26 protein-coding genes and 1 pseudogene are annotated in these 22761 nt (G+C 34.3%); 23 read left to right on the forward strand and 4 right to left on the reverse strand.

Features of this window, described 5'->3' with window-relative positions:
- Positions 1–270: 270 nt before the first annotated feature.
- Positions 271–774 (reverse strand): QcrA and Rieske domain-containing protein, encoded by a 504-nt coding sequence (locus F7888_RS02175; protein ID WP_191776804.1) that lies wholly within the window; start codon positions 772–774, stop codon positions 271–273.
- Between the two features lie 214 nt (positions 775–988).
- Between F7888_RS02175 and lgt the strand changes: the two genes are divergently transcribed.
- The 10 genes from lgt (at position 989) to F7888_RS02225 (ending at position 9634) form a co-directional block, all read left to right on the forward strand.
- Positions 989–1852: a prolipoprotein diacylglyceryl transferase gene (gene lgt, locus F7888_RS02180; RefSeq protein WP_225228558.1), complete on the forward strand. Its 864-nt coding sequence runs from the start codon at positions 989–991 to the stop codon at positions 1850–1852.
- Between the two features lie 291 nt (positions 1853–2143).
- The gene (locus tag F7888_RS02185; RefSeq protein ID WP_225228559.1) at positions 2144–2485 is read left to right on the forward strand and encodes a metal-sensitive transcriptional regulator; all 342 of its coding nucleotides are present in this window, start codon (positions 2144–2146) and stop codon (positions 2483–2485) included.
- A 17-nt stretch (positions 2486–2502) separates the two neighbouring features.
- Entirely contained in the window at positions 2503–2709 is a 207-nt protein-coding gene (gene copZ / locus F7888_RS02190) for a copper chaperone CopZ (protein WP_191776807.1), read from the forward strand.
- Positions 2710–2887: 178 nt separating this feature from the next.
- Positions 2888–5320 (forward strand): heavy metal translocating P-type ATPase, encoded by a 2433-nt coding sequence (locus tag F7888_RS02195; protein WP_191776809.1) that lies wholly within the window; start codon positions 2888–2890, stop codon positions 5318–5320.
- Positions 5321–5876: 556 nt separating this feature from the next.
- The gene (locus F7888_RS02200) at positions 5877–7250 is read left to right on the forward strand and encodes a HAMP domain-containing sensor histidine kinase (RefSeq protein WP_191776811.1); all 1374 of its coding nucleotides are present in this window, start codon (positions 5877–5879) and stop codon (positions 7248–7250) included.
- Positions 7251–7254: 4 nt separating this feature from the next.
- Positions 7255–7923: a response regulator transcription factor gene (locus F7888_RS02205; protein ID WP_191776813.1), complete on the forward strand. Its 669-nt coding sequence runs from the start codon at positions 7255–7257 to the stop codon at positions 7921–7923.
- A 27-nt stretch (positions 7924–7950) separates the two neighbouring features.
- Positions 7951–8367, forward strand: coding sequence for a NusG domain II-containing protein (locus F7888_RS02210; protein ID WP_225228561.1), 417 nt, complete (start codon positions 7951–7953; stop codon positions 8365–8367).
- 118 nt (positions 8368–8485) lie between these two features.
- Positions 8486–8716 carry a DUF2933 domain-containing protein gene (locus tag F7888_RS02215; protein ID WP_191776815.1) on the forward strand — a complete coding sequence of 77 codons (231 nt, stop codon included), beginning with the start codon at positions 8486–8488 and terminating at the stop codon, positions 8714–8716.
- A gap of 456 nt (positions 8717–9172) precedes the next feature.
- A complete protein-coding gene (locus tag F7888_RS02220; RefSeq protein WP_191776817.1) occupies positions 9173–9388 on the forward strand; it encodes a hypothetical protein in 216 nt (71 codons plus the stop codon).
- Positions 9389–9415: 27 nt separating this feature from the next.
- Complete coding sequence (locus tag F7888_RS02225; RefSeq protein WP_191776820.1) at positions 9416–9634, forward strand: thioredoxin domain-containing protein; 219 nt, start codon at positions 9416–9418, stop codon at positions 9632–9634.
- A gap of 97 nt (positions 9635–9731) precedes the next feature.
- Here F7888_RS02225 and F7888_RS22790 read toward each other — a convergent pair whose 3' ends face one another.
- Together F7888_RS22790 and F7888_RS02230 are read right to left on the reverse strand one after the other, a co-directional pair.
- Complete coding sequence (locus F7888_RS22790) at positions 9732–9854, reverse strand: hypothetical protein (protein ID WP_263601176.1); 123 nt, start codon at positions 9852–9854, stop codon at positions 9732–9734.
- A gap of 18 nt (positions 9855–9872) precedes the next feature.
- Positions 9873–10115 (reverse strand): hypothetical protein, encoded by a 243-nt coding sequence (locus F7888_RS02230; protein ID WP_191776822.1) that lies wholly within the window; start codon positions 10113–10115, stop codon positions 9873–9875.
- 628 nt (positions 10116–10743) lie between these two features.
- Between F7888_RS02230 and F7888_RS02235 the strand changes: the two genes are divergently transcribed.
- Both F7888_RS02235 and F7888_RS02240 read left to right on the forward strand, forming a co-directional pair.
- Positions 10744–11475, forward strand: a complete 732-nt coding sequence (locus F7888_RS02235) for an urease accessory protein UreH domain-containing protein (protein ID WP_191776824.1) — start codon at positions 10744–10746, stop codon at positions 11473–11475.
- Positions 11476–11524: 49 nt separating this feature from the next.
- Positions 11525–12595 carry a F510_1955 family glycosylhydrolase gene (locus F7888_RS02240; RefSeq protein ID WP_191776826.1) on the forward strand — a complete coding sequence of 357 codons (1071 nt, stop codon included), beginning with the start codon at positions 11525–11527 and terminating at the stop codon, positions 12593–12595.
- A 235-nt stretch (positions 12596–12830) separates the two neighbouring features.
- Here the strand turns inward: F7888_RS02240 and F7888_RS02245 are convergent, their stop codons facing one another.
- Positions 12831–13178 carry a four-helix bundle copper-binding protein gene (locus tag F7888_RS02245; protein ID WP_191776828.1) on the reverse strand — a complete coding sequence of 116 codons (348 nt, stop codon included), beginning with the start codon at positions 13176–13178 and terminating at the stop codon, positions 12831–12833.
- Positions 13179–13353: 175 nt separating this feature from the next.
- Between F7888_RS02245 and F7888_RS02250 the strand changes: the two genes are divergently transcribed.
- From F7888_RS02250 to F7888_RS02300, 11 genes and pseudogenes are all read left to right on the forward strand, one after another.
- Complete coding sequence (locus tag F7888_RS02250; protein ID WP_191776830.1) at positions 13354–14661, forward strand: MDR family MFS transporter; 1308 nt, start codon at positions 13354–13356, stop codon at positions 14659–14661.
- Positions 14662–14683: 22 nt separating this feature from the next.
- Positions 14684–15388, forward strand: a complete 705-nt coding sequence (locus F7888_RS02255; protein ID WP_225228562.1) for a hypothetical protein — start codon at positions 14684–14686, stop codon at positions 15386–15388.
- 267 nt (positions 15389–15655) lie between these two features.
- Complete coding sequence (locus tag F7888_RS02260) at positions 15656–16021, forward strand: sigma factor-like helix-turn-helix DNA-binding protein (RefSeq protein ID WP_191776832.1); 366 nt, start codon at positions 15656–15658, stop codon at positions 16019–16021.
- A 27-nt stretch (positions 16022–16048) separates the two neighbouring features.
- Positions 16049–16249: a type 1 glutamine amidotransferase family protein gene (locus tag F7888_RS02265; protein ID WP_191776834.1), complete on the forward strand. Its 201-nt coding sequence runs from the start codon at positions 16049–16051 to the stop codon at positions 16247–16249.
- 759 nt (positions 16250–17008) lie between these two features.
- Positions 17009–17533: pseudogene (locus tag F7888_RS02270) on the forward strand (LLM class flavin-dependent oxidoreductase); the annotation flags it as partial.
- Positions 17534–17647: 114 nt separating this feature from the next.
- Positions 17648–18472 carry an aldo/keto reductase gene (locus F7888_RS02275; RefSeq protein ID WP_191776836.1) on the forward strand — a complete coding sequence of 275 codons (825 nt, stop codon included), beginning with the start codon at positions 17648–17650 and terminating at the stop codon, positions 18470–18472.
- 159 nt (positions 18473–18631) lie between these two features.
- The gene (locus tag F7888_RS02280; protein ID WP_191776838.1) at positions 18632–19024 is read left to right on the forward strand and encodes a hypothetical protein; all 393 of its coding nucleotides are present in this window, start codon (positions 18632–18634) and stop codon (positions 19022–19024) included.
- Between the two features lie 111 nt (positions 19025–19135).
- Positions 19136–19522: a hypothetical protein gene (locus F7888_RS02285; RefSeq protein ID WP_225228563.1), complete on the forward strand. Its 387-nt coding sequence runs from the start codon at positions 19136–19138 to the stop codon at positions 19520–19522.
- A gap of 87 nt (positions 19523–19609) precedes the next feature.
- Positions 19610–19876 carry a DUF3221 domain-containing protein gene (locus F7888_RS02290; RefSeq protein WP_191776840.1) on the forward strand — a complete coding sequence of 89 codons (267 nt, stop codon included), beginning with the start codon at positions 19610–19612 and terminating at the stop codon, positions 19874–19876.
- 513 nt (positions 19877–20389) lie between these two features.
- Positions 20390–21493, forward strand: coding sequence for a beta-galactosidase BglB (gene bglB / locus F7888_RS02295; protein ID WP_191776842.1), 1104 nt, complete (start codon positions 20390–20392; stop codon positions 21491–21493).
- A gap of 263 nt (positions 21494–21756) precedes the next feature.
- Positions 21757–22755: a TRAP transporter substrate-binding protein gene (locus F7888_RS02300; protein WP_191776844.1), complete on the forward strand. Its 999-nt coding sequence runs from the start codon at positions 21757–21759 to the stop codon at positions 22753–22755.
- The last annotated feature ends 6 nt before the right edge of the window (positions 22756–22761 follow it).

Genomic DNA, 22761 nt, shown 5'->3' on the forward strand with positions numbered 1-22761 from the left:
CAGCCTCAATCTTGCGGACCAAATGGTCCGCAGGCACAAGTTGTTCTAAAGCTATCATTTCTATTTGGTCACGATTCATCTGTGTATTTTTAGTTAGCATTTCATTCACCCCAATAAATTTCTCTGTACCTTAATTATACAAAAAAGACTGCCAACAAATCCGAATTTATTCGAATTTGTCGACAGTCTGAGGCAAGTGTGATTCAACACTTGCCTTTTTACTAAACGAATTATAGTAACATAGAAATAAAAAATTCATAATGTAATTTCCTATTTTCTTTCCTCAACACTTAATACTGGAATATAGACATTTCCATCTTGTAAAAAGGATTTATGAAGATCTAAAGGTCGTGGTGGAGGACCACCAACGTTTATTCCGTATTCATCATATTCGCCGCCGTGACAAGGACAAAAAAATGCGATGCCATTTTCTTGTTTACTTTCTTCAGCTGTTTGAGCTGTACATCCAAGATGAGTGCATATTGGTGACATGATAAGCAATGAATCATCTTCTTTGTTTATATTTACATAAACAAATCCATCTCTTTCTTGTTTAACCCAGGCATCTTGAATGGTTACTTTATATGGCACTTTCTTAGGGAAGGGACCTTTTTTTAATTCAGTAACAGAACCTAAATTGGCCATCGCACTGGTATCAATCTTTTCGGTGTTACATGCTACTAAACCTAGTGGTAAAACTGAAATTGCCAAAAAACCTACTGTTCCTTTTACACTTCCCTTTAGAAACTCCCGGCGATTTATTTGATTATTCATAATATTCCTCCTTCCAAATAAATACTAAATTCAAAATATGAAGATTTGATGGATTTCAATCATAGATCTTGTGAACAAAAAGTGAATAAACTCACTATTATTTCCTTTCAAAATGATGTTGCTAACTATAGTTATAATTTATACAAATTTTCTCGACAAAAACTCCATTTTTGCAAATTAAGATAAAGGAAATCATCAGAAGTGATTATTTTAGATGATTAATAAAATGGATAAGGAAACGAGGAAAATAGAGATGAAACCGTTAGTTAGTATAGGTCCATTCACAATTTACTTTTTTGGTGTGATGATCGCCATAGGTGTGTTAGTCGCAATATTACTTTTTATGAAGTTAGCGAAACAGAAAGGACTAGACCATAAAGTATTGTTTGATGGTGTTTTTTATTCTTTAATAGGAGGAATTATCGGAGCTAGAATTATATATGTATTAATTTATAATCCTTCCTACTATATATCTAACCCAATTAACATCCTTTCCATTCACGAAGGTGGCCTATCGATTCATGGAGGTCTAGTAGGCGGGTTACTTGTTGGATATTTCTTTCTAAGGCATCACAAGATACCTATATGGAAAACGTTGGATGCTGTTGCTCCTGCACTAATATTAGCACAAGGAATTAGTAGGATTGGATGTGATGTGTTTGGAGGGCCAATCTCTAATGCGTTACCTTGGGGGATAGAGGTAAATGGGGAATATCTACACCCTGCTCAAGCATATGAATTTTTGTTAGATTATTTGTTGTTTGGCTATTTATTCCTCCGCTTGAAAAGACCTGCCTATACTGGTCAAATTTTTATTCATTATCTTATTGGATTTTTGATAATTCGTGCAATCGTAGAGTTTTCTAGACTAAATCCAATGGTCTTTGGTCCTTTTAGTGTAAGTCACATTATGAGCTTAATTGGTATCATCTTTGCGATTATCCTAATGATAGTCAGGAAGAAAGATAAATCAACACCTAAGGGAAATGTTATTAAAAAGAATGACTTTATGAAAACAGCCCTTGTTGTAATAGGGTTAATGATTCTTTCTTTAGTAATCTATTATTTGGTTCAATAATGAAGATGCCGTATGTTAGACTCCGAAAGAATTATTAATTGAAGAAGATATTAGAAATAATGAAGATTAAATATCAATCATGAAAAAGAATATTGCGTTAGGCATGTTTTGAAACAACCTATAAGTGACAATTCCACTGTAAGTTTTGGTAAAAGTCGCTGCCAGTTCTTTTTACCGCTGGAAGTTACTAATTTTACTTTAAACTGATTATATGAATATATTGTCACAATATTGACACTGTATATAGGGTGCAGGGGTATGGTATTATGAGTTATGAGGAGGTGTAACGAAATGATACCCAAAATAGAAAATAGTAAAACTTCTGAGGAAGGTTGTTGTTCCATTTCAAGCGAATTAAAAAGTCATCATTCCAGTAAAGTAAAACAGAACTTGGTTTCTAGATTGAATCGGATTGAAGGGCAAATTCGGGGCATAAAGAAATTAATCGAAAGGGATACTTACTGTGATGATGTCATTACTCAAATTTCAGCAAGTCAAGCAGCTTTAAATAGTGTTGCAAGAATTCTTCTAGAAGCTCATATGAAAGAATGTGTTGTCGAAAGACTTCAAGATGGTGATTTAGAAGTTTTAGATGAAGTCCTTGTAACGATCCATAAATTAATGAAAAAATAATAGGGAGGATGATTAGAGTGGAAAAAGTAACTCTTAATGTAGAAGGAATGTCTTGTGGTCATTGTGTAAAGGCAGTAGAAGGAAGCGTTGGAGATCTAAAAGGTGTTTCAAATGTAAAAGTGCATCTTGAGAATGGGACTGTCGATGTTGAATATAATTCTAATGAAGTGACTCTTGAGGTGATAAAAGAAACTATTGATGATCAAGGTTATGATGTTAAATAAGAGATGAGAGATAACGTGCTAACACATTAGCACGCTCTCTTTTACAAATTAATATACCCTAGACAGGTATATTTACATTAGCGTGGTTAAATTGTATTTATATAATCATTTTGATACGAAGATTTCAATAAAATAAGTGAAACTTTAGACCCTAACTGATGATTGGAGGATAATGTTAATGGCAGAACAAACAAATACGAGGGTTCGGTCAAATTCAAATGCAGGTGAGAATGTCTCATTGAGCATAACGGGTATGACTTGTGCTGCATGTGCTTCTCGAATTGAGAAAAATATTGGTAAAGTCCCTGGTGTCCAAAAAGCAAATGTTAATCTTGCTACAGAAAAAGCATCGGTAACGTATAATCCTGATGAGGCTTCTGTTGAAGAGATTATTGCAAAAATAAAAAAGACTGGGTACGGTGTTCAGGAAGAAAAAGTGAATTTTAACATTACTGGCATGACATGTGCAGCATGTGCAACACGTATTGAAAAAGTGTTAAACAAGGTTGATGGGGTAACAGATGCAGTCGTAAATTTAGCAACAGAGAAAGCAAATGTTGAGTTTATTCCGGGAAAAACCACAATCGATCAACTAATTGCTGCAATAAAAAAAGCCGGGTATGGAGCTAAATTAAGAGGTGAAGCGGATGGAGACTACGAACGAAGTGCACGAGAGCAAGCCTATAAAATTCAAAAAACAAAATTTACTGTCGGTGCATTGTTATCCATCTTTTTCTTAGTGCAAATGATTTCGGATTTTACAATGGAATATGGTAACGGTGGATTTTTCCATATGAGTCCATGGGTACAATTCTTACTAGCAACTCCTGTCCAGTTCTACGTGGGTGGTCATTATTATCGTGATGCTTACAATGCTGTACGTGGGGGTAGTGCAAATATGGCAGTACTCGTTGTACTTGGTACATCGGCAGCTTATTTTTATAGTTTAATCGTAACAATATTGGGAACGGGGCAATTTTTATATTATGAAGCCGCGGTAATCGTTATGACATTGATTGTTCTCGGGAAATTACTTGAAACAAGAGCAAAAGGACAAACATCAGAAGCGATTAAGAAATTGATGGGACTTCAAGCGAAAACGGCTCGTGTCATAAGAGGTGGTGAGGAAATCGACATACCACTTGAAGATGTACAAGTGGGAGACGTACTATTTGTTCGAGCAGGTGAAAAAGTTCCAGTTGATGGAGAAATAATCGATGGAAGTACAACCGTTGATGAGTCGATGTTAACGGGTGAGAGTATGCCTGTAAGCAAGAAAATTGGTGACACCGTAATTGGTGCGACTGTTAATAAACATGGTGCTTTCAAATTTAAAGCAAAAAAAGTTGGGAAAGATACAGCTCTTTCTCAAATCATCAAGCTTGTAGAAGAAGCCCAAGGCTCGAAGGCACCGATCCAGCATCTAGTAGATAAAATCTCTGGAATCTTTGTTCCAATTGTCATTGTTATTGCATTATTTACGTTTGCCATCACTTACTTCTTGGTAGGATTTATACCTGCCTTAGTAAGTACTATCGCTGTATTGGTAATTGCATGCCCTTGTGCATTAGGATTGGCAACTCCGACAGCTGTTATGGTTGGTACAGGTAAAGGTGCTGAATATGGACTTCTTATTAAAGGAGCAGAGCATCTTCAAAAGTCTCAACGTGTAACAACAGTAGTCTTGGATAAGACAGGCACAATTACAAAAGGTGAACCAGATGTGACTGATATCGTCACGTACGGCAACTTCTCAGAGGATGATTTATTGCAGATGGCTGCATCAGCTGAAAAAGGGTCAGAGCATCCTCTTGGAGAAGCTATCGTCAATAAAGCAAAAGAAAAAGGACTTCAGCTTCAGGATAGCGAAAATTTCCATGCCATACCAGGACATGGAATTGAAGTGAAAATTAATAATAAATTGGTGTTAATTGGTAACAAAAAGTTAATGATTAAAAACAATGTAGAAATAACGAACGCTCTTAGTCGGATGGAGAAACTTGAAGGCGAAGGGAAAACGGCTATGCTTATGGCTGTTGACGGAAGTCTCGCAGCAATCATTGCTGTAGCAGATACTGTTAAAGAAACATCGTCTGAAGCGATTAGAGTAATGAAGCAGATGGGAATTGAAGTGATTATGATTACTGGTGACAATCAGCTCACAGCAAAAGCAATAGCTAAACAAGTGGGGGTAGATCAAGTCCTTGCAGAGGTTCTCCCGGAAGATAAATCAGCTGAGGTAGAAATACTAAAACAGAAAGGTAAAGTGGTTGCGATGGTTGGAGATGGTATCAATGATGCCCCTGCTCTTGCTGCTGCTGATGTTGGGATTGCAATTGGTACAGGAACCGATGTAGCGATGGAGGCAGCCGATATTACCTTAATGCGTGGAGATTTAATGGGAATCGTTGATATCATCAGTCTCTCCAAAGCTACTATGAGGAAGATCCGGCAAAATCTATTTTGGGCGTTTGCTTATAATGTCATTCTTATTCCAGTTGCTGCAATCGGTCTTTTAAACCCAATCCTTGCTGGTGGAGCAATGGCATTTAGTTCTGTCTCGGTTGTTGGAAATACATTATTCCTTCGTAATTGGAAACCAGTTCGATAAGTGGAAATTGAATAATAACACCAGTTGTTAAAAACTGGTGTTAATTTTTTTATATAAGGCTCTTTTCTGGAATATTTATGGTATTAAGCTGATGCAAGAGTAAGAAATGTGCTCAAGGCATACATTGAAAATAAACCGAAAAAAATACCTTACCAATACGATCAATGAGCGTTCTACTACATAAGAAAAGCAGTTTGCAAAAATAACCTTATAAAAATATTCACAAGAAATTAATCATTTATTCACCCTTTCTGCACAATTACTTGAGAAAGTAATCATAAGGAATGGGGGGAGAAAAGTGAAAAAGTCAACATTCATTATCTTTGGAATCATCATGTTAACTATTGTAATATTGGGAGGATGTATGATTAATCGCTATATGTTGTATGAATATAGATATGATGGAATCGATACTAATCTCAATATGCATAATCAAGATGTAGAAGGACTACCCCTGTTTTCTGATAAAAATATAACGTGGGGCAGAAATAGTTAGTCATTATCGTGATAGACTTTAGGAGAGAAATGGGAAGTAAATAATAGGAGAAATGAATGCATGAATAAACTTTCGGTTAAGCTCGGTTTGTTATTTTTCATTTTTTTAGTGATTATCGAATTAATCCTATTTTATTTTTTATATTCAGGTTTAGTGAATAATCGTGTTGAAGAAGAATTGGCAGAACTACAAGCGAGGGGAAATAGTCATCGCAATATCCTGCAAAAGCATTTTGATAAACCAACGATTAATCATGTCGCCTTAATGGAAACAGAAGCTGTTACTGATGTTGTCATAATGTCGCATGAAGGTGCAATCCTTGCAGCTTCTAATGAATTAACACCTGAAATGCAGGATTTGCTACAAACTGAGAAATCATCAATTCCAACAGAAGGTAAAATTGTAGAAGGCCGGTGGAAAACAGAATTAACGATCTCTTCGGTTAGTCCAGTCATGATCGATAATAAACTAGTCGGACATGTATTTATGTTTAAAGATACAATTTATATTCAAAAAATGATCTTGCAATTAAAGAAACATTTTATCCTTGTAGGGGCATTGGCGTTTGTAGTAACAATTATCACCATTTTCTTTCTTACAAGGGCGATTACCCTCCCATTAATAAAAATGAAGCAAGCAACAAAATCACTTAGTAAAGGTGATTTTTCAGTATCTCTTACTGAAATTACAAGTAATGATGAGCTTGGTGAACTATCACGAAGTATCCAAAAGTTAGCTGAGGATCTCCATCATTTAAAAGAAGAACGGAATGAATTTTTAGCAAGTATTTCACATGAATTACGGACCCCTTTAACCTATGTAAAAGGATATGCTGATTTAGCTAAAAAAGAAGGGTTGTCTGAGAAAGAGCGCAATAAATATTTAGCGATAATTGTTGAAGAAGCAAGCCATATTTCAAGACTTGTTAAAGATTTGTTTGAATTAGCAAAAATCGATCAGCATAGCTTTGTTATTCATCAAGAAATGGTTAACGTAAACCAATTTCTAACTAATTTGGTAATGAAAATGAGACCTGCTTTTTCTGAAAAAGGAATTGGGTTGCAGTATGATCCAGTAAAGGATCTACAAATTTCAGTAGACCCAAATCGGTTTGAGCAAGTACTTATCAATTTATTAGATAATGCCTTAAAATATTCAAATTCAAAAGATGTTGTAGAAATTAGAGTATCTAGTAATGAGGAAAATATATTTATAACAGTTATAGACTCCGGTGAAGGTATCCCACCTAAAGATTTACCATATATTTTTGACCGACTTTACAGGGTTGATAAATCAAGAGCGAGAAAAAGTGGTGGCGCTGGATTAGGATTAGCCATCGTAAAAGAAATAGTGGAGGCACATGGAGGAGTCGTGACCGCAAAGAGTGAACTTGGGAAAGGAACGACGATTACAATCCAATTAAGGAGGACATAAGGATATGAAAAAAATCTTATTGATAGATGATGAAGAAAGGATGATTGATCTTTTATCACTTTATTTAATGCCAAAAGGGTATAAGTGTTATAAAACGTATTCAGGGAAAGAAGCAATTACCTTTATAGAAAATGAACAGGTTGACCTTGTTTTATTGGATATTATGATGCCAGAAATGGACGGATGGACAACCTGTAAAAAGATACGTGAATTTTCTAATGTTCCAATTATCATGTTAACTGCGCGTGAACAAAAAAGCGATATTGTCAAGGGATTAACGATAGGGGCGGATGACTATATTACGAAGCCATTTGATGAAAATGAACTTATTGCCAGAATCGAAACTATTTTTAGAAGGACGAAGCATGCTTCTATCGTGGAATTTAAACAATTGAAATGGGATGAAAATCAAAGAGAAGTGACCTATAAAGAAACGAAGCTATCTTTAACACCTAAGGAATTTTTATTAATCGGTTTACTACTTAACAATCGGAACAGAGTCTATTCTCGTGAACAGTTAATCGAACAGATTTGGGGGTATGACACAAATACAGAGGTTCGGACGATTGATTCTCATATTAGGAATATAAGAGATAAACTGCGTCAAGTTGACTTTCCGATTGATGACCATCTACAGTCGGTATGGGGAGTAGGTTATAAATGGATTGACTAATCTATACCATTAAAGGTGGTCGTTATATTGAAAGCCTTTTTCAGCATGATCAAACAGTGGGATATAGTTATTATTGTAGTTCTTGTTTCCCTTTCTTTTCTGCCAGTTTTTATTTTTAGTTATGTTCAAGCAGGGAAAATAACGGAAAATTCAATGAATGTTGCAGTTATTTCGGCTCGAAATCAAGAAATTGAGCGAATAACACTTACTGGAAATACAGGGAATCAATTTTTGAACATACCTGAAATAGAATGTGATCTAAATGCAGTTGAGATTACGAATGAGCAGATTCGAGTAAAGCGTTCTACATGTCCTGAACAAATTTGTGTCAGACGTGGATATATTAATAAACCGGGACAGACAATTGTCTGTATTCCACATAAGGTTATAATCGAAATCGAAACAGATGAAGGAGTGACTGATGAATTGATTATCAGCTCATAAATAAAGCCTTAAAAGAATAAAAGCTATTACTCAAGAATGTGAAAATTTGTACACAATTTCTCGATAAAAAATCCTTATTTTTAATTCAAACTAAAGAAAAAAAGAAGGTGTGATTACAATGGAATGGTTTTCATTATTACTTTTGTTGTTATGTCCGTTAATGATGATTTTCTGTATGAAGGGACATTTAGGTGGACATAAGCATAGTCATAGAAACGACTCCCACCAAAATCATGATTCTCATTTACCAAATGGTGTCTTATCAAAAGTGAAGAATCTAGAAATGGAGAATGAAAAGCTTCGGAAGGAGATAAATGAACTGACAACACTGGTGAAAAAACAATTTTAAAATATGTAGGTAAGATTATGGGAAAGAGAGGAGGGAGCCTGGCATGATTTGAGCCAGGCTTTTCTTTGTTTTGTAAGGCACTTTTCTGAAAGATTGTTGCTATTAGGGTACCTTTTATTAAGACTGTATTTTGAATCAAACAAAATAAAGGATAGTTTCGGAAGAAAAGATGCCACTATACATGGTTTAATACTGATTTCTATGTACGCTTAAAGCAACAAAGTTTGTGAAAACAGCCTTTTGTAAAGTTGAAAACAACATATACATCTCAGTCTGTTTGTACCCAATAAGTAGAATTCATAATTAATGCCTAACCAAGTAATAGCAAATTAATAAATAATCTACCAATATAATTAGATATAATATTTACGTCTCTGTTCACAAAACTTCCTTTTTATATCAACGATATCTGCACATATTTTTGTAATGATAGTATCCAACGAGGAGGTGTGTAAAATGAAAAAGGTAGTTTTGTATTTTGGGGCTGTTGTCATGTTGTTCGTGGCCATTTTCGTCATTAATAATAATAATGGTAAAGAAACTGAGTCGCAAACACTAGCAAGTAATCAGGATTTTGTTGGAGATGAAAATTACAATATTGAAGAAGACTTAGACGTGCCTAAAGTAATCTTTGTTTATTCAGATCCGACACCGCATCACCCACAGGGTTGAGGAACTTGTGAAGCTCAGAAGCCCGTGATGGCTTCTTTAAAAGAGAAATATGGAGAAAAAGTAAAATTCTATTTTGTTGAATATAATCGGGAAGATGCAATTCCGGTTATCGAGAAGTTTAACATTCAATCACACCCAGAAACATTTATTTTGGATGAAAATGATGAGCTAATTTTCAGGATGGAAGGTCTTACTAAGAGTGAAAAGCAACTAGGAAAAGAAATAGAGAAAGCTTTAGGAAATTAATCTTTTTAGATTACAGGTGATTGATCAGTATCAGTCACCTCGTTTATTATGTAAAAAAATAAAAAGGATTGAGGACCAATCCTTTTTATTTCTAAATCTATCTATTTTTTCTTAATGCTAGATTTACAGAAGCATACACCACGATTCCAATCACGACTAGGTTTAGTATCCACCCTAGAAGTCCATAACCCACCATGCTAACGCCATGTACACCCATCATTTAGGAATCACCTCATATTTAAAGACTATTCATAATGTTTTCTGAATTTCCATTTTGCATCATGCCACCTTCTCCATGGCAAGTGTCGTACATTTCTTTTAATTCTTTTGTTGATAAATCAGGATGCATTTCTTCCATATAAGGCTTCATTTGTCCGAAGTTTAGTAGTCCCTCCCCGTTTCCGTTAGCCTGAGCATAAGTAAATGTTCCTGCTCCTAAGATAAATGCTGCACTTAAAATACCTATCACTGCTTTTTTCATTTCTAACATCTCCTTTCATGATTTTATCTTACCTCTCAGGAATGAAGAACTTGTGGAGAACTTATGTGGAATTTATGAAGATTTCCTTTTCCATTCTTCAATAATTATAAGATACAAATCTTTAACAACAACCCCACATAAATTAATCCATATTGACTTAGTATCAACTAATTATATGGTTAAGGCTGTTGCAGGAGAAACGATATAATATTGAATTCATTGCAAATAACCCTGGAATATGGCCATTGAATGGTACAAAGCCATTCCATAAAACAAATAATGGCGTTTCACCTGGTGGAATGCTTACGCGCCTAAAATACCTTTGAATACATGAAGGAGCCAGTTATTATTAGTAAAATAGCAATAAGGCAACGGTTCTACGTTGTCTTTTTTTGCTGTTGTATGTGTTCAGCGTTATTTTCTAAGTAGTCATATAGACTTACGTTTTTTTATCCCAACTAAACTCCACAATACATTACCTTTGTAATCTACTTATAGTGTAACCCATTTTTTCTATTCATCTTCACAATTTCTACACATTTATATGGTAGTATAATTGATTGTGAATAGTGGGTTATTGTAGTTTAGTAGAGACGAATGATATAGAGAAGACTAGGAGTGGTGTAACATGTATCAACTTTTATCCAAGATAAGTAATATACTGAGTGAGCCATTTATGAATATGTTCTACACTGTAGATGGCTTACCAATGCTTGCGGCATTGTTGCTAGGTCTTGTCGGTTCATTGGTTCCGTGTCAGCTTACTGGCAATCTTGGAGCAATTACCATTTATGGAAACAGTTCAATTCAGAAAAAGCTTGCCTGGGTTGAGGTCGGTTTCTTTATCATAGGGAAGATTGTTGTATTTTCAGGGTTAGGTTTTTTAGTTTGGTTATTGGGACAAGAATTCCGTGCAAATTTAACATTACTGTTTCCATGGGTGCGTAAAATGGTTGGTCCAATTTTAATTTTAATTGGATTCTATTTAATGGGTTACTTTAAAATGAGATGGACTATTAAGTTAGGAGAAATACCTGACAGATTCATAAAAAAAGGGAAATTAGGCGCTTTTTTATTAGGGTTTAGCTTTTCATTAGGCTTTTGTCCAACAATGTTTGTTTTGTTTTTTGTAACATTAATTCCTTTAGTCTTATCCACATCTTATGGCGCAATTCTACCAAGTGTATTTGCAATTGGGACCTCTATACCACTAATTATCGCCATTTTTCTAATCTGGTATTTTGACTTAGGGAGTATCTTTTTAAAGAAAAGTCGAAATGTAGGAACGATTGTTCAAAAAAGTGCAGGTTCGTTTATGGTAGTGATTGGGGTGCTAGATACAATAACCTATTGGGGATAAATAACGATAATTCAATCATAAAAATAGAAACTTTAGGAGTGACTTCACAATGAAAAAACTAATTATCTTAATCAGTACAACTTTCTTATTATTCGGCTTTGCTGCATGCGGTCAGGTTGAGAATAGTGAGCAAGATCTATCAAATCAAGGAACAGGACAACCGGATCTAGAAAGTAAAAAAATGAATGAAGAAATAGAACCAACTGATAAAGAAACTGAGCAAACAAGTGAAGATGGCGAACAGATCAATCAAGACTTGTCTCAATCTACTTCTAATATTGAAGAAGATCCTTATTTCGAGTCCTTTGAGGGTTCTATTGATCATGTTCATGGATTAGGCTACGCTGGCAATCAAAATGCAATCTTTTTTGCAGCACATGATGGTTTGAAAATATTTACTAATGGTAAGTGGTATAAAACAAAAGCAGAAAATAATGATTATATGGGTTTTAATGCAGTAGAGAAAGGTTTCTTTTCTAGTGGTCATCCTGGTAAAGACTCAAGTCTCCCTAACCCATTTGGTGTTATGAGAAGCACAGATAATGGACAAACACTTGAAACTCTTGGATTGTTAGGTGAAACCGACTTTCATCTAATGGGAGTAGGTTATGAAACGAATTCAATTTATGCAATTCCACCAAATAATAATTCTGAAATGGAGGCGGGTGGATTATATGTTAGTGAAGATGATGCTAAATCTTGGAGAAAAGTAAAAGCTGAAAATCTAGGGGAAAACCTATTTCATCTAGCAGTACATCCAACAAAAGCAGAGATCGTTGCTGCAGCAGGGGAAGATGGAATTTATTTATCAGAGGATCGTGGAGAAACGTTTGAATTACTAACAAATGGATTCCAGGGTACAACGGTTTATTTTAGCGACGATGATCTTTGGTATGGTGGATTTAATGGAAAGGCAATATTAATGAAGAAATCAATTCTTGATGGCAGTGAAAAGGAAATCCCTTTACCAAAATTGGAACAGGATGCAGTCATGTATATGGCCCAAAATCCCAACAATGAAAATGAATTAGTCTTTGTTAGTTTTAATGGGGATATTTATAAATCAACTGACGATGCAAAAACGTGGACAACAATTGTGAAAAATGGAGTGATTCAATAGCTCATAAACCAAAACAAGGGATTAACATGGTTTCCTTGCTCTATATCGAGCTGTTCGTTACACGTCTAATGCTTTAATGGTATTTTATTCTGCTAATTAAAAAATCCCTTCATGATTAAATTATCAAGAGGGGTTATATAAAATAAGTAACTATGGAGCGTTTTTAAAATAAAAAATGAAAACACAGAGAACATCCTTCTAGGGTTTTCTGTGTTTTTCATTGTTAATGTAATAATTACATAGAAGCCATTTTTCTGCATTCTTCTGCACACATACGGCAAATATCCGCACACTTTTGGCAGTGATCATCCTTAAACATTGCACACTCTTCTGCACATTTTTCACAAATTTTCGCACATAATTCACAATGGTCTTTAGAAAATTGTCCATTCATTGACATCATTGAAACAGACATTTGGCACATCATTGCACACTCTACTAGTATGCTTACACAGTTTTTTCTTGCACTTAAATCTGGTTCATTTAGACATGCATTAAAGCATTCATAACATGCTTGCGCACACTTTGTACAAGCATCAATACACGCTTGAAATTGATCATTGACATTTGCAACTACACCCATATTTAAACCTCCTAATAAGATTTATTAAACAAAAATATTATTTGAACTACAAACGAAATTATTCAAGGTTACACATAATAATTTAATAATACGGGGAGATTTTATACGAGAGCAATAAAACAATGTAGTCATTTTCAGTGTCCATCTGTTATTAACTTATTATGAGGTGTGATATATGGTATTAAAGAGATTCAAGCAGCTTGACCGCTCTTTACTCATCCTGCTTATCGGAGTTTTGTTGACACATATTGGTACTTATATGGTTTTGCCAATGTTACCTATAATTTTGAAAACAGATGCTGGATTGAGCGTTGTACAAATAGGAACCATTCTTGCGAGTATTGCTATAGCTTTTCAAATTGGTAGCGTTGTAGGAGGGTTTTTGGCTGACCGAATTGGACGCAGATTTATCATTGCGTTGGGGGCTTTCATAACGGCAATTGGAATATCTGGCTTTGGTTTTATAGAAGGATATTTTTTGCTTGTTTTGATGGCGATTACAATGGGGATTGGGACTGGTTTAAATGCGCCCTCTACTAAAGCATCGATAGCGGCTCTGTCATCAAAGGATAATCAAACTACAGCTTTTTCGTTGAGAGGTATTGCAGCAAATATAGGTACAGCTATTGCTGGATTAGTTGTATTCTTTTTAGTAACAGGTGCTTCGAATCTCATTTTTTGGATAGCCGGAATCATCTATTTAATCGTTGCCATAAAAAGTTGGATTTTGCTCCCGAAAAATTGTGGAGATGCTCCTTGTCCTACCATCCCTGCAGGTGCTTATAAGGAAGTTTTTAAAAATAAACCATTTATCGTATTTAGTATTGCAAGTATCTTCATATGGGCACTATACGCCCAATTATCACTTGCATTACCCCTTAGAGCAACAGTTGTTCTTTCGGAGCCAAAGAATGTAGCATTAATATGGACCATCAATAGTGTGATTGTAATTTTAGCTCAAAGCTTTATTACTAAAAGAATAATTGAACGAGTTCAACCACTTTCCGCCCTTGGTGCAGGAGTATTATTTATTGCAGCAGGTATAGCATCCCTTTATTTTTCCCAATCATTTTTTCACTTAGCTATAAGTGCCGCTATTTTCGTAATTGGAGAGATGTTGATATTACCAACAATAGACAGTACCATTTCTCAACTTTCGAAAGCTGAATTGATTGGTCTCTTTTTCGCCCTTTCGAATGTGGTGTCAGGTTTAGGGGAAGCAGGAGGTAAATCAATAGGAGGCGGATTGTTGGAATCAGGAGGAAAACTTCCGTGGTTTATTTTTGGTGGGACTGGAATCATCTTATTCATAATGATCATGCTGTTAAAAAAATGGGAACCACTTAAAACATCTTTAGAGAGATCTGCAAGAAAAGAGAATAAGCCGAAACATGCGCCTAGCATGCCAGTAGAACCACCTCAGCATCGAACCCATCCATTATCCAGTTGGGAGCAAGAAATTTTCTTTCGTAAAAAAAACTAGAACTGAATAAGGAGCGATTGCATTGCAAAATCATTCTGAGCATTCCAATCACCATCAACAACATCAAGGTCATAATATGAACAAGTTTGAGAGTGAAGTAGAGGTATCGGTTTCATATGAGGATAAATATTTAAGAATTAAATTGAAGGATACGGAGGGGAATATTCCTTTACTTGAAGAAACACATGAAAAAATGATGCATTTGATAGTTGTTAGTAATGACTTAAAAGAATTTTATCATCTCCATCCGACACAAGAAGGTAATGAGTTTCATACTGATATTTCTTTGTCCTATTCTTCTTATACAGCCTTTGTAGATATAAACCCAAAAGGGAAAAATTATGTTATTAAACCAATACGATTAGAGATAAACAAAAATTCATCCCCTTTTATGGGTCTAGCAAAACCACTAGAAAAAGATCAAAACCTAATAAAGGAAATAGGTGGGAAGACAGTAGAACTAATAACTGATCCACTTAAAGTAGATGAAGAGGTCACGTTAGAATTCACCATTTCTAATGGAACACCCGAACCCTATTTAGGTGCACTAGGTCACGTTGTAATTATTGATCAAGCTGTAGAGCAATTTATTCATGTGCATCCCGTTTCAGTTCATGATACAATTTTTAATACTCAATTTGAAAAGTCCGGCTTATATAAATTGTGGGCCGAATTTAGATTCGGTATTCATGTACATGCTTATCCTTTCGTTTTTGAAGTAAAATAATCTTCATTTACTCATCCCAAGGTCTTTGTCGCTTAGTGGACAAAGGGGCATTGATCTAAAATGTAATGTACCCAAATGTTGACACGAAACAAAGTCATCTGCTTCACAGTACAACGATACTTGTAACTAAATAACGACAATGAGGCGGACGATTACATAAAAGGTGATCGTCTTTATTATTTAATCTATATTGTGAACTATGAAGGGAAGAAGGATAATAAATAAAGATAAAATAAGATAGTTAGGGAAAGGAGTTGGGGGATATACATGATTTCTAGAGAAGATGCACTTTATTATGTAGAAATGTTGGGAAATGAAAGGATACATAAAACTAAGCGATACTATAAGTTATTAAATGATAGAGAATCTTTTGATTATAAGAGGATTATCAATGTCTATCTTGAACATAAAAATTATTTATCGGAGAGAGAAAAATTTGTCTTGGTTTCTATTTATGGGGTTAAAGAAAAACCTATGAAACTAAGAGAAGTAGGTGCTATGTTAGAACTTACACCTGAAAGAATAAGAGAACTAATACAAAAAGGTGAAAGGAGAATAACAACGATATTACTTAGTAAATATAAGATTGATAAAAAGTGCATTAATAATACAAAGATTATAAAAGATAGATAACCGTTAATTCGAAAGAACAAGGTGGCAATGGAGAAAACAGTTTTTGTGGGAGTAAGTGCCGGAGCAGTAATTTTGAGTCCAAATATTGAAGTGGTTAATCATTTTACCCCTGAGATGAATAAAGTCGAAATGGATAACTTAACGGCATTAGAGATAACAGAAAAAGCTGGGCAGTTTAACGTAGCCTCAGGTTTATTGTGGAGTGAGAGTGTAAAGGAATACACCTAAACAAACGGGTAGAGAATGATTAACAAGGGTATTCACCTTTCTTTATTTTTTGAAATTCTATGTTTGGAACAACCATATAGAAGTACGAGGTAGTAATGAACAGTTTATAGTAGAATCTAAGGAGCTGTCGGCTTAAACAAATTACAGAGAAAAGTCTTCACCTTCAACTTAAATAATAATTAATACCAATTCTTTTAAACTGATGATTTATCTTATCGGTATAATATGATATATGTTTTAAATTTAAATTGTCTCAAGATGATAAATTGGAACCATAGCTATTCTGTCCCCTTATATTTTTTAATAGGTGTATTTGTGAAGTGGTTTGTCAATAAGATTAAGAAAACCGAAAATATTTATTTAGAAACTACAAATGCACAAATTAAATAATGGTATTCTTATCTATTAAAACCTCGATTGTTTGATTAAAGAAGCAGATTATGAAGTATTGTACTAATAATAAAAGGGGATCTAACACAATAAGGAAAAAAATAATGAGCCTAAAATATGCAAGTTTTTATGCACTACTTGCGTATTTTGGCTTATTTTACATTTATAAAGGATACTGCCATTAACAGCATTTTTAATTGCAAAATATATTGTTTTGTCAATTAGGCAGTTCTTATCAAGAAAATTAAATCAAAAAAAATTAAAACTAGATTTTTTCGAGTAATTTCACCCATTAATTTTCGGGAGAAATTACTACAACTTAAGTACTCATAAGATTATTATTTTTTAACCATAAATATAACCTTATACAATGGTGGGAATTCTGAATCTGTCGTAAGAGCTGGTCTACTTGGACTTCCTCTTGTGCTTGCTATCATTGGTGGTAGTCCGATTCAATTTGCTCCATTAGTTGAGTTATATAAGAAGGCAGCAAAGCATGCTGGTCATGATCCATCTAAGTTACCAGTTGCTTCTCATTCACATGGCTTTATTGCTGAAGAGACTCAGTTGGCTGCTGATAAATTTTTCCCTTCTACGCAACAAGCTATGAACAAAATCGGAAGGGAAAGAGGATGGGGACATTATGATCGCACAAGCTTTGATACTGCGAGGAGCTTTGACGGGGCATTATATGTTGGTGATCCAACCACTGTAGCAGAGAAAATCATTCATCTACGTAAGAATGTGGGAATCACTAGATTTATGCTTCATGTACCGGTTGGAACCATGCCACATGGAGATGTTATGCGAGCAATAGAACTATTAGGAACTGAAGTTGCACCTCGTGTCAGAGCTGAAATTTCTAAATGGGAAATGGATCAAGCAGGAAATTAGGACAACCTAAAGTCTTAGAATTTTTAAATGATGGGTATTTATGGTACTCTATAAATTGATAGTACTTCATGTTATTAATAAATGAAATGATAGAGGAAAAGGAGAAATGTTTACATGAATTATGTAACTTTAAACAACGGTTTAAAAATGCCACAACTTGGATTTGGTGTATGGCAAGTAGCTGATGATCAAGCTACAGCTGCTGTTGCAAAAGCACTAGAAGTAGGCTATACATCGATTGACACTGCGATGATTTATAGAAATGAAGTTGGTGTTGGTAAAGCAATTAAAGAATCATCTGTTCCTCGTGAAGAATTATTTATTACAACAAAAGTATGGAATAGTGATCAAGGGTATGAAAATACTCTACGTGCATTTGATGAAAGCTTAGAAAGATTAGGGCTTGACTATGTTGATTTATATTTAGTACATTGGCCAACTCCACAATTCGATCAGTATGTTGATACATATAAAGCACTAGAAAAGCTCTACAAAGATGGCAAAGTAAAAGCAATTGGTGTATGTAATTTTGAAATTGAGCATTTAGAGAGAATTCTAAATGAATGTGAAGTAAAGCCAGTCCTAAATCAAATTGAATGTCATCCATACCTTGCGCAAAATGAATTAAAACAGTTTTGTGCAAAACATGATATTTTCGTTGAAGCATGGAGCCCATTAGATCAGGGTGGAGAAGTATTGGCAGACGAAACGGTTAAAAAGATCGCTGTTGCTCACGAGAAAACACCAGCACAAGTTGTGTTACGCTGGCATTTACAAAACAACACAATCGTTATTCCAAAATCAGTAACACCGTCAAGAATCGAAGAGAACTTTAATGTGTTTGACTTTGAGCTTAACGCAGAAGAAATGGAACAAATTAATCAATTAAACATCAATAGACGCAAAGGTTCACATCCAAACGATATGAACGTTCGATAATAACTAAATCAATTGATAAAACCCACTTTCGCTTAAGTGGGTTTTTGTGTGTATTCAAATAGGATAACAATAAAATTTCCATGTCTATGAAAGTATTGAAAAATATGGTAATCTCAAGATGGTTGATAGATTAATGATTTTATATCTCAGGAAGATAAGATGAAATTATTTGGAACAGTTATAACAGTTATTGTCTTTGGTTTTATTGGCTTTTTTGTAATAATCATACTTTCTTTAATCCGAGATGCAGAGTTTTATGTCATATTTGTTCCAATTTTTACGATAGGACTTATCATCAATAGCATACTTGCAATCTATGGGAAAATAAGAAAGAAATTAATAAAAAATAGTATCATTCTCTTTTATTGTTTAATGTTAGTTACCCTGATTGCTTTTGAAGGGTATCAATCTTATGAAAAGAGTCTTGAGGTCGTAAGTACACAGGATGTTGATTTATCTGAGTATATTCCGTTTACTGAAAACACCAAAACAGTTTCCTTAGAAGAGTCCACAACGTATCAAATTAATGATCAACTTCCTATATTAGATTGAGCGACGGCATTATATCCCGTTAATTAATGTAGAATGATATCCGTAACTTTTCTTATGAATATGCGTCTAATCCATAAAGGACAGATATTTATTAAGTGAGGAGGTGCATCAATGGTGAAAAAATATTCAATGGTAGGAATGATCATACTCGTTCCATTACTAGTCATCATTTTTTACTATTCACAAACAACAACTGTGTCGATAGGCAATATTGATGCTGAAGAAACGCTGAGACTCGATCCAGATGCAGATATTTTTCAATATAATGGAGTGATCTACAAGACCAATATAGATTGGGTAGATGAGTTAATGTTGTCAAAAGACGAACAACTTGCTGAGATTAAAACAAAAAATGAAATAAACACAGAATTTATTGATGAGATGTCGAACAAACTCCCAGTGGGTGCTAAGATTTTCTCCGTTAAAGAGAGAGGAGATATATTAATAGTCGAATTCGGTGATGAGCTTTTGAAGTATCTTGCACTTGTTGAGGGATAATTTTATGAAGAGGTGATGAACATAAAAAACTTTAGTAAAATATTTACTCTTTTAGTTCTGACTATGTTTCTTGTAAGTTGCTCAAATATGAAGGTTAAAGGATATATCATCGAGCTTACTGAGCAATCGATCTTAGTTGCTACAAATATAACTGAAGAGCAATTTAATGAAGTGAAGGACATGTCTTCAAGTGAAATCCTAACGCAAAATCTTCGACTCATTTCAATACGGTTGAGTGATACTGCAAGCTTCAGAAAAGGAGACAAAGTAGAAGTTTCAATTGACGGAGAAATAGCAGAGAGCTACCCAGAGCAGGCTAAAGCAAAAAAAATCAAACTGATCAAGGGAAAATAAAGACCTACACATAAAGAATTGAGGAGTTTTCAATCCTTTAATAAATTGAAAACTCCTTCCACATACACATACAAATAAAGAATTCCATTCCAAAGAAAATACCCCAAAATAATTAGTATATATTTTATACTGTTCTTCATATTAATAGCTTGACTAAGAAAATAAAAAATATTCATTAGAATCTCCATAGATGTTGATATTCACCTCGAAAATCCCTATTTTAGTAGGTTTTCCTAATTATTTATTAATTTACAAAAAACGACAATACAAAAGAAAAACAATAAAAAGGCAAAAAAACAAAAACAAACAAGTTTGAAGATGTTGATTTTCATAAAATATCCTTATTTTTTGTCTTTTATTATGTTGACTTCGTTTATTGATACCCTTACAATAGCATTAAGAGTTGTGAAAGCGTTAACCGAAAATGAATCTTTGAAATTGCTTTCGAGGGTAAAAAGTTTACTAAAAAAACACAACAAGATTTTTTCGCTATAATTAATTGGAGGGTCTGACATGATTACGAATGAAACATTTATTGAAAGAAAAGAAGTAATAAATTACATTAATTTACTAATGGATAATCTTTCCCAAATAAAAGATAATACAGGTGAGTTCTTATTAAACTTTGATGGTTTAGTAGTAGATGATAAAAGCTGGAATGTTTGGAACTGGCCTCAAGGTGTTGGCCTTTATGGAATCTATAAATATTGGAGACTTACAAACGATCAAAAAGCATTAACAATTATTACAGATTGGTTTAATGCTAGATTCGAAGAAGGTGTACCACCAAAAAATGTTAATACAATGGCACCATTTTTAACACTTGCTTATCTTTATGAAGACACAAAAGATAAGACATTCATTCCATATTTAGAGGACTGGGCAGAATGGGTAATGTATGATATGCCTCGTACGAAGGAAGACGGTTTACAGCATATGACATACGGTCCAGAAAATAAAAATCAATTATGGGATGACACCCTAATGATGACTGTCTTACCATTAGCTAAAATCGGTGTTCTATTAAATAAGCCTGAATATATCGAAGAAGCTAAGAAACAATTTTTAATTCACATTAAATACTTATCTGATAGAAAAACTGGATTATGGTTCCATGGTTGGACATTTGAAGAGAACCATAATTATGCTGAAGCTCTATGGGCAAGAGGAAATTGCTGGATCACAATTGCTATTCCAGAAATCATCGAAATCCTTGATTTAAAGAAGGGTGATTTCTTCAGAGAATTCCTAATCGATACTTTAAATAGACAAGTTGAAGCGTTAGCTAAGTATCAACATGAAAGCGGTCTATGGCACACATTAATTAATGACAAGACTTCATACTTGGAAGCTTCAGCTACAGCTGGATTTGCATATGGCATGTTGAAATCAGTTCATAAACGTTATATCAGTCAAGATTATAAAGTAGTAGCACATAAAGCAATCCAAGGTCTAGTAAATGAAATTGGAGAAGATGGTGCAGTTCAAAAGGTTTCAGTTGGAACTGGAATGGGTGACAGTCTTGAATTCTATAAAGAAATTAAAATCACAACAATGCCTTATGGTCAATCACTTGCAGTATTAAGTTTATCTGAATTTTTACATTCATATATTTAATTGAATGATTAGCAGAATTTAAACACCTTAGGTAATAGACTAGAAAGGGATCTAATGACGGATTCCCTTTCTAGAAATATATAAACAATATGTTCCTTGTTTTATGGGAACGATTACAGATACAAGATACTATTATGAAATCGTTCTCAAATATTTCTTTACCTTGTGGTGAAAGCGTTACCATTAATTTTTGCCTATATATGAAAACGTTCACACATCTGTAATATTACGAAGCTAGAACTATATTTTTGGAGGAAACTGATATGAAAAAGAACATTTTGGTATTTGTACTATGCATGCTTTTTCTAGCGTTTTTTGCGGGTTGTAGTAACCAACAGGATGATAAAGTTGTTTTGAGATTCGCCTATGGTAGTAATGCGAAACCTCTAATGGATGCAATGGCACAGTTTGGAGAGATTTTGGCAGAGAAAACGAATGGTGAAGTTGTTGTTGAGTATTTCCCAGATGGCCAATTAGGTTCTGAAAGAGAATTAATTGAACTTACACAAACAGGTGCCGTGCAAATTGCAAAGGTCAACGGTGGAGCACTTGAGAGTTTCTCAAATAAATATTCAATCTTCGGACTACCGTATTTATTCGATGATGAGAATCATTTCTACGAAGTAATGGAAAGTGATATTGTAAAGCCGATTTATCAATCGACAGAAGACTTAGGCTTTGTTGGGTTAACTTACTATGATTCTGGTCAAAGAAGCTTCTATCTTACAGATGGTCCAGTTGAACATCCAGATGATTTAAAAGGGAAAAAAGTCCGAGTAATGCAAAGTGATACTCAAATAAAGATGGTTGAGTTATTAGGTGGATCACCAACGCCAATGGGAGCTGGTGAAGTTTATACGTCATTACAGCAAGGGATTTTAGATGGAGCAGAAAATAATGAATTCGCTTTAACTGAAGGTGGACATGGAGATGTATCAAAGTACTACTCATATGATGAGCATGGACGTGTTCCTGATATCGTTATCATAAATAAAGCAACTTTAGATGAACTAAGTGAAGAACACCGAAATGCAGTATTAGAAGCTGCTTATGAATCGACACAATATGAGAAGAGTGTATGGAAAGAAGCTGTTGAAGCTACTAAGCAAAGAGCGATTGACGAATTCGGTGTAACTTTTAATGAAGTAGATAAAGCACCATTTCAATTAGCAGTAGAACCTCTACATGAGCAATTTAAGAATAATCCTGATTTTAAAGATATTTACGAACAAATTAAAAGCTTGAGTGTGAATGAAGGATAGGAGGGA

This window comes from Litchfieldia stipae (assembly GCF_014837155.1).
GTDB lineage: Bacteria > Bacillota > Bacilli > Bacillales > Bacillaceae_L > Litchfieldia.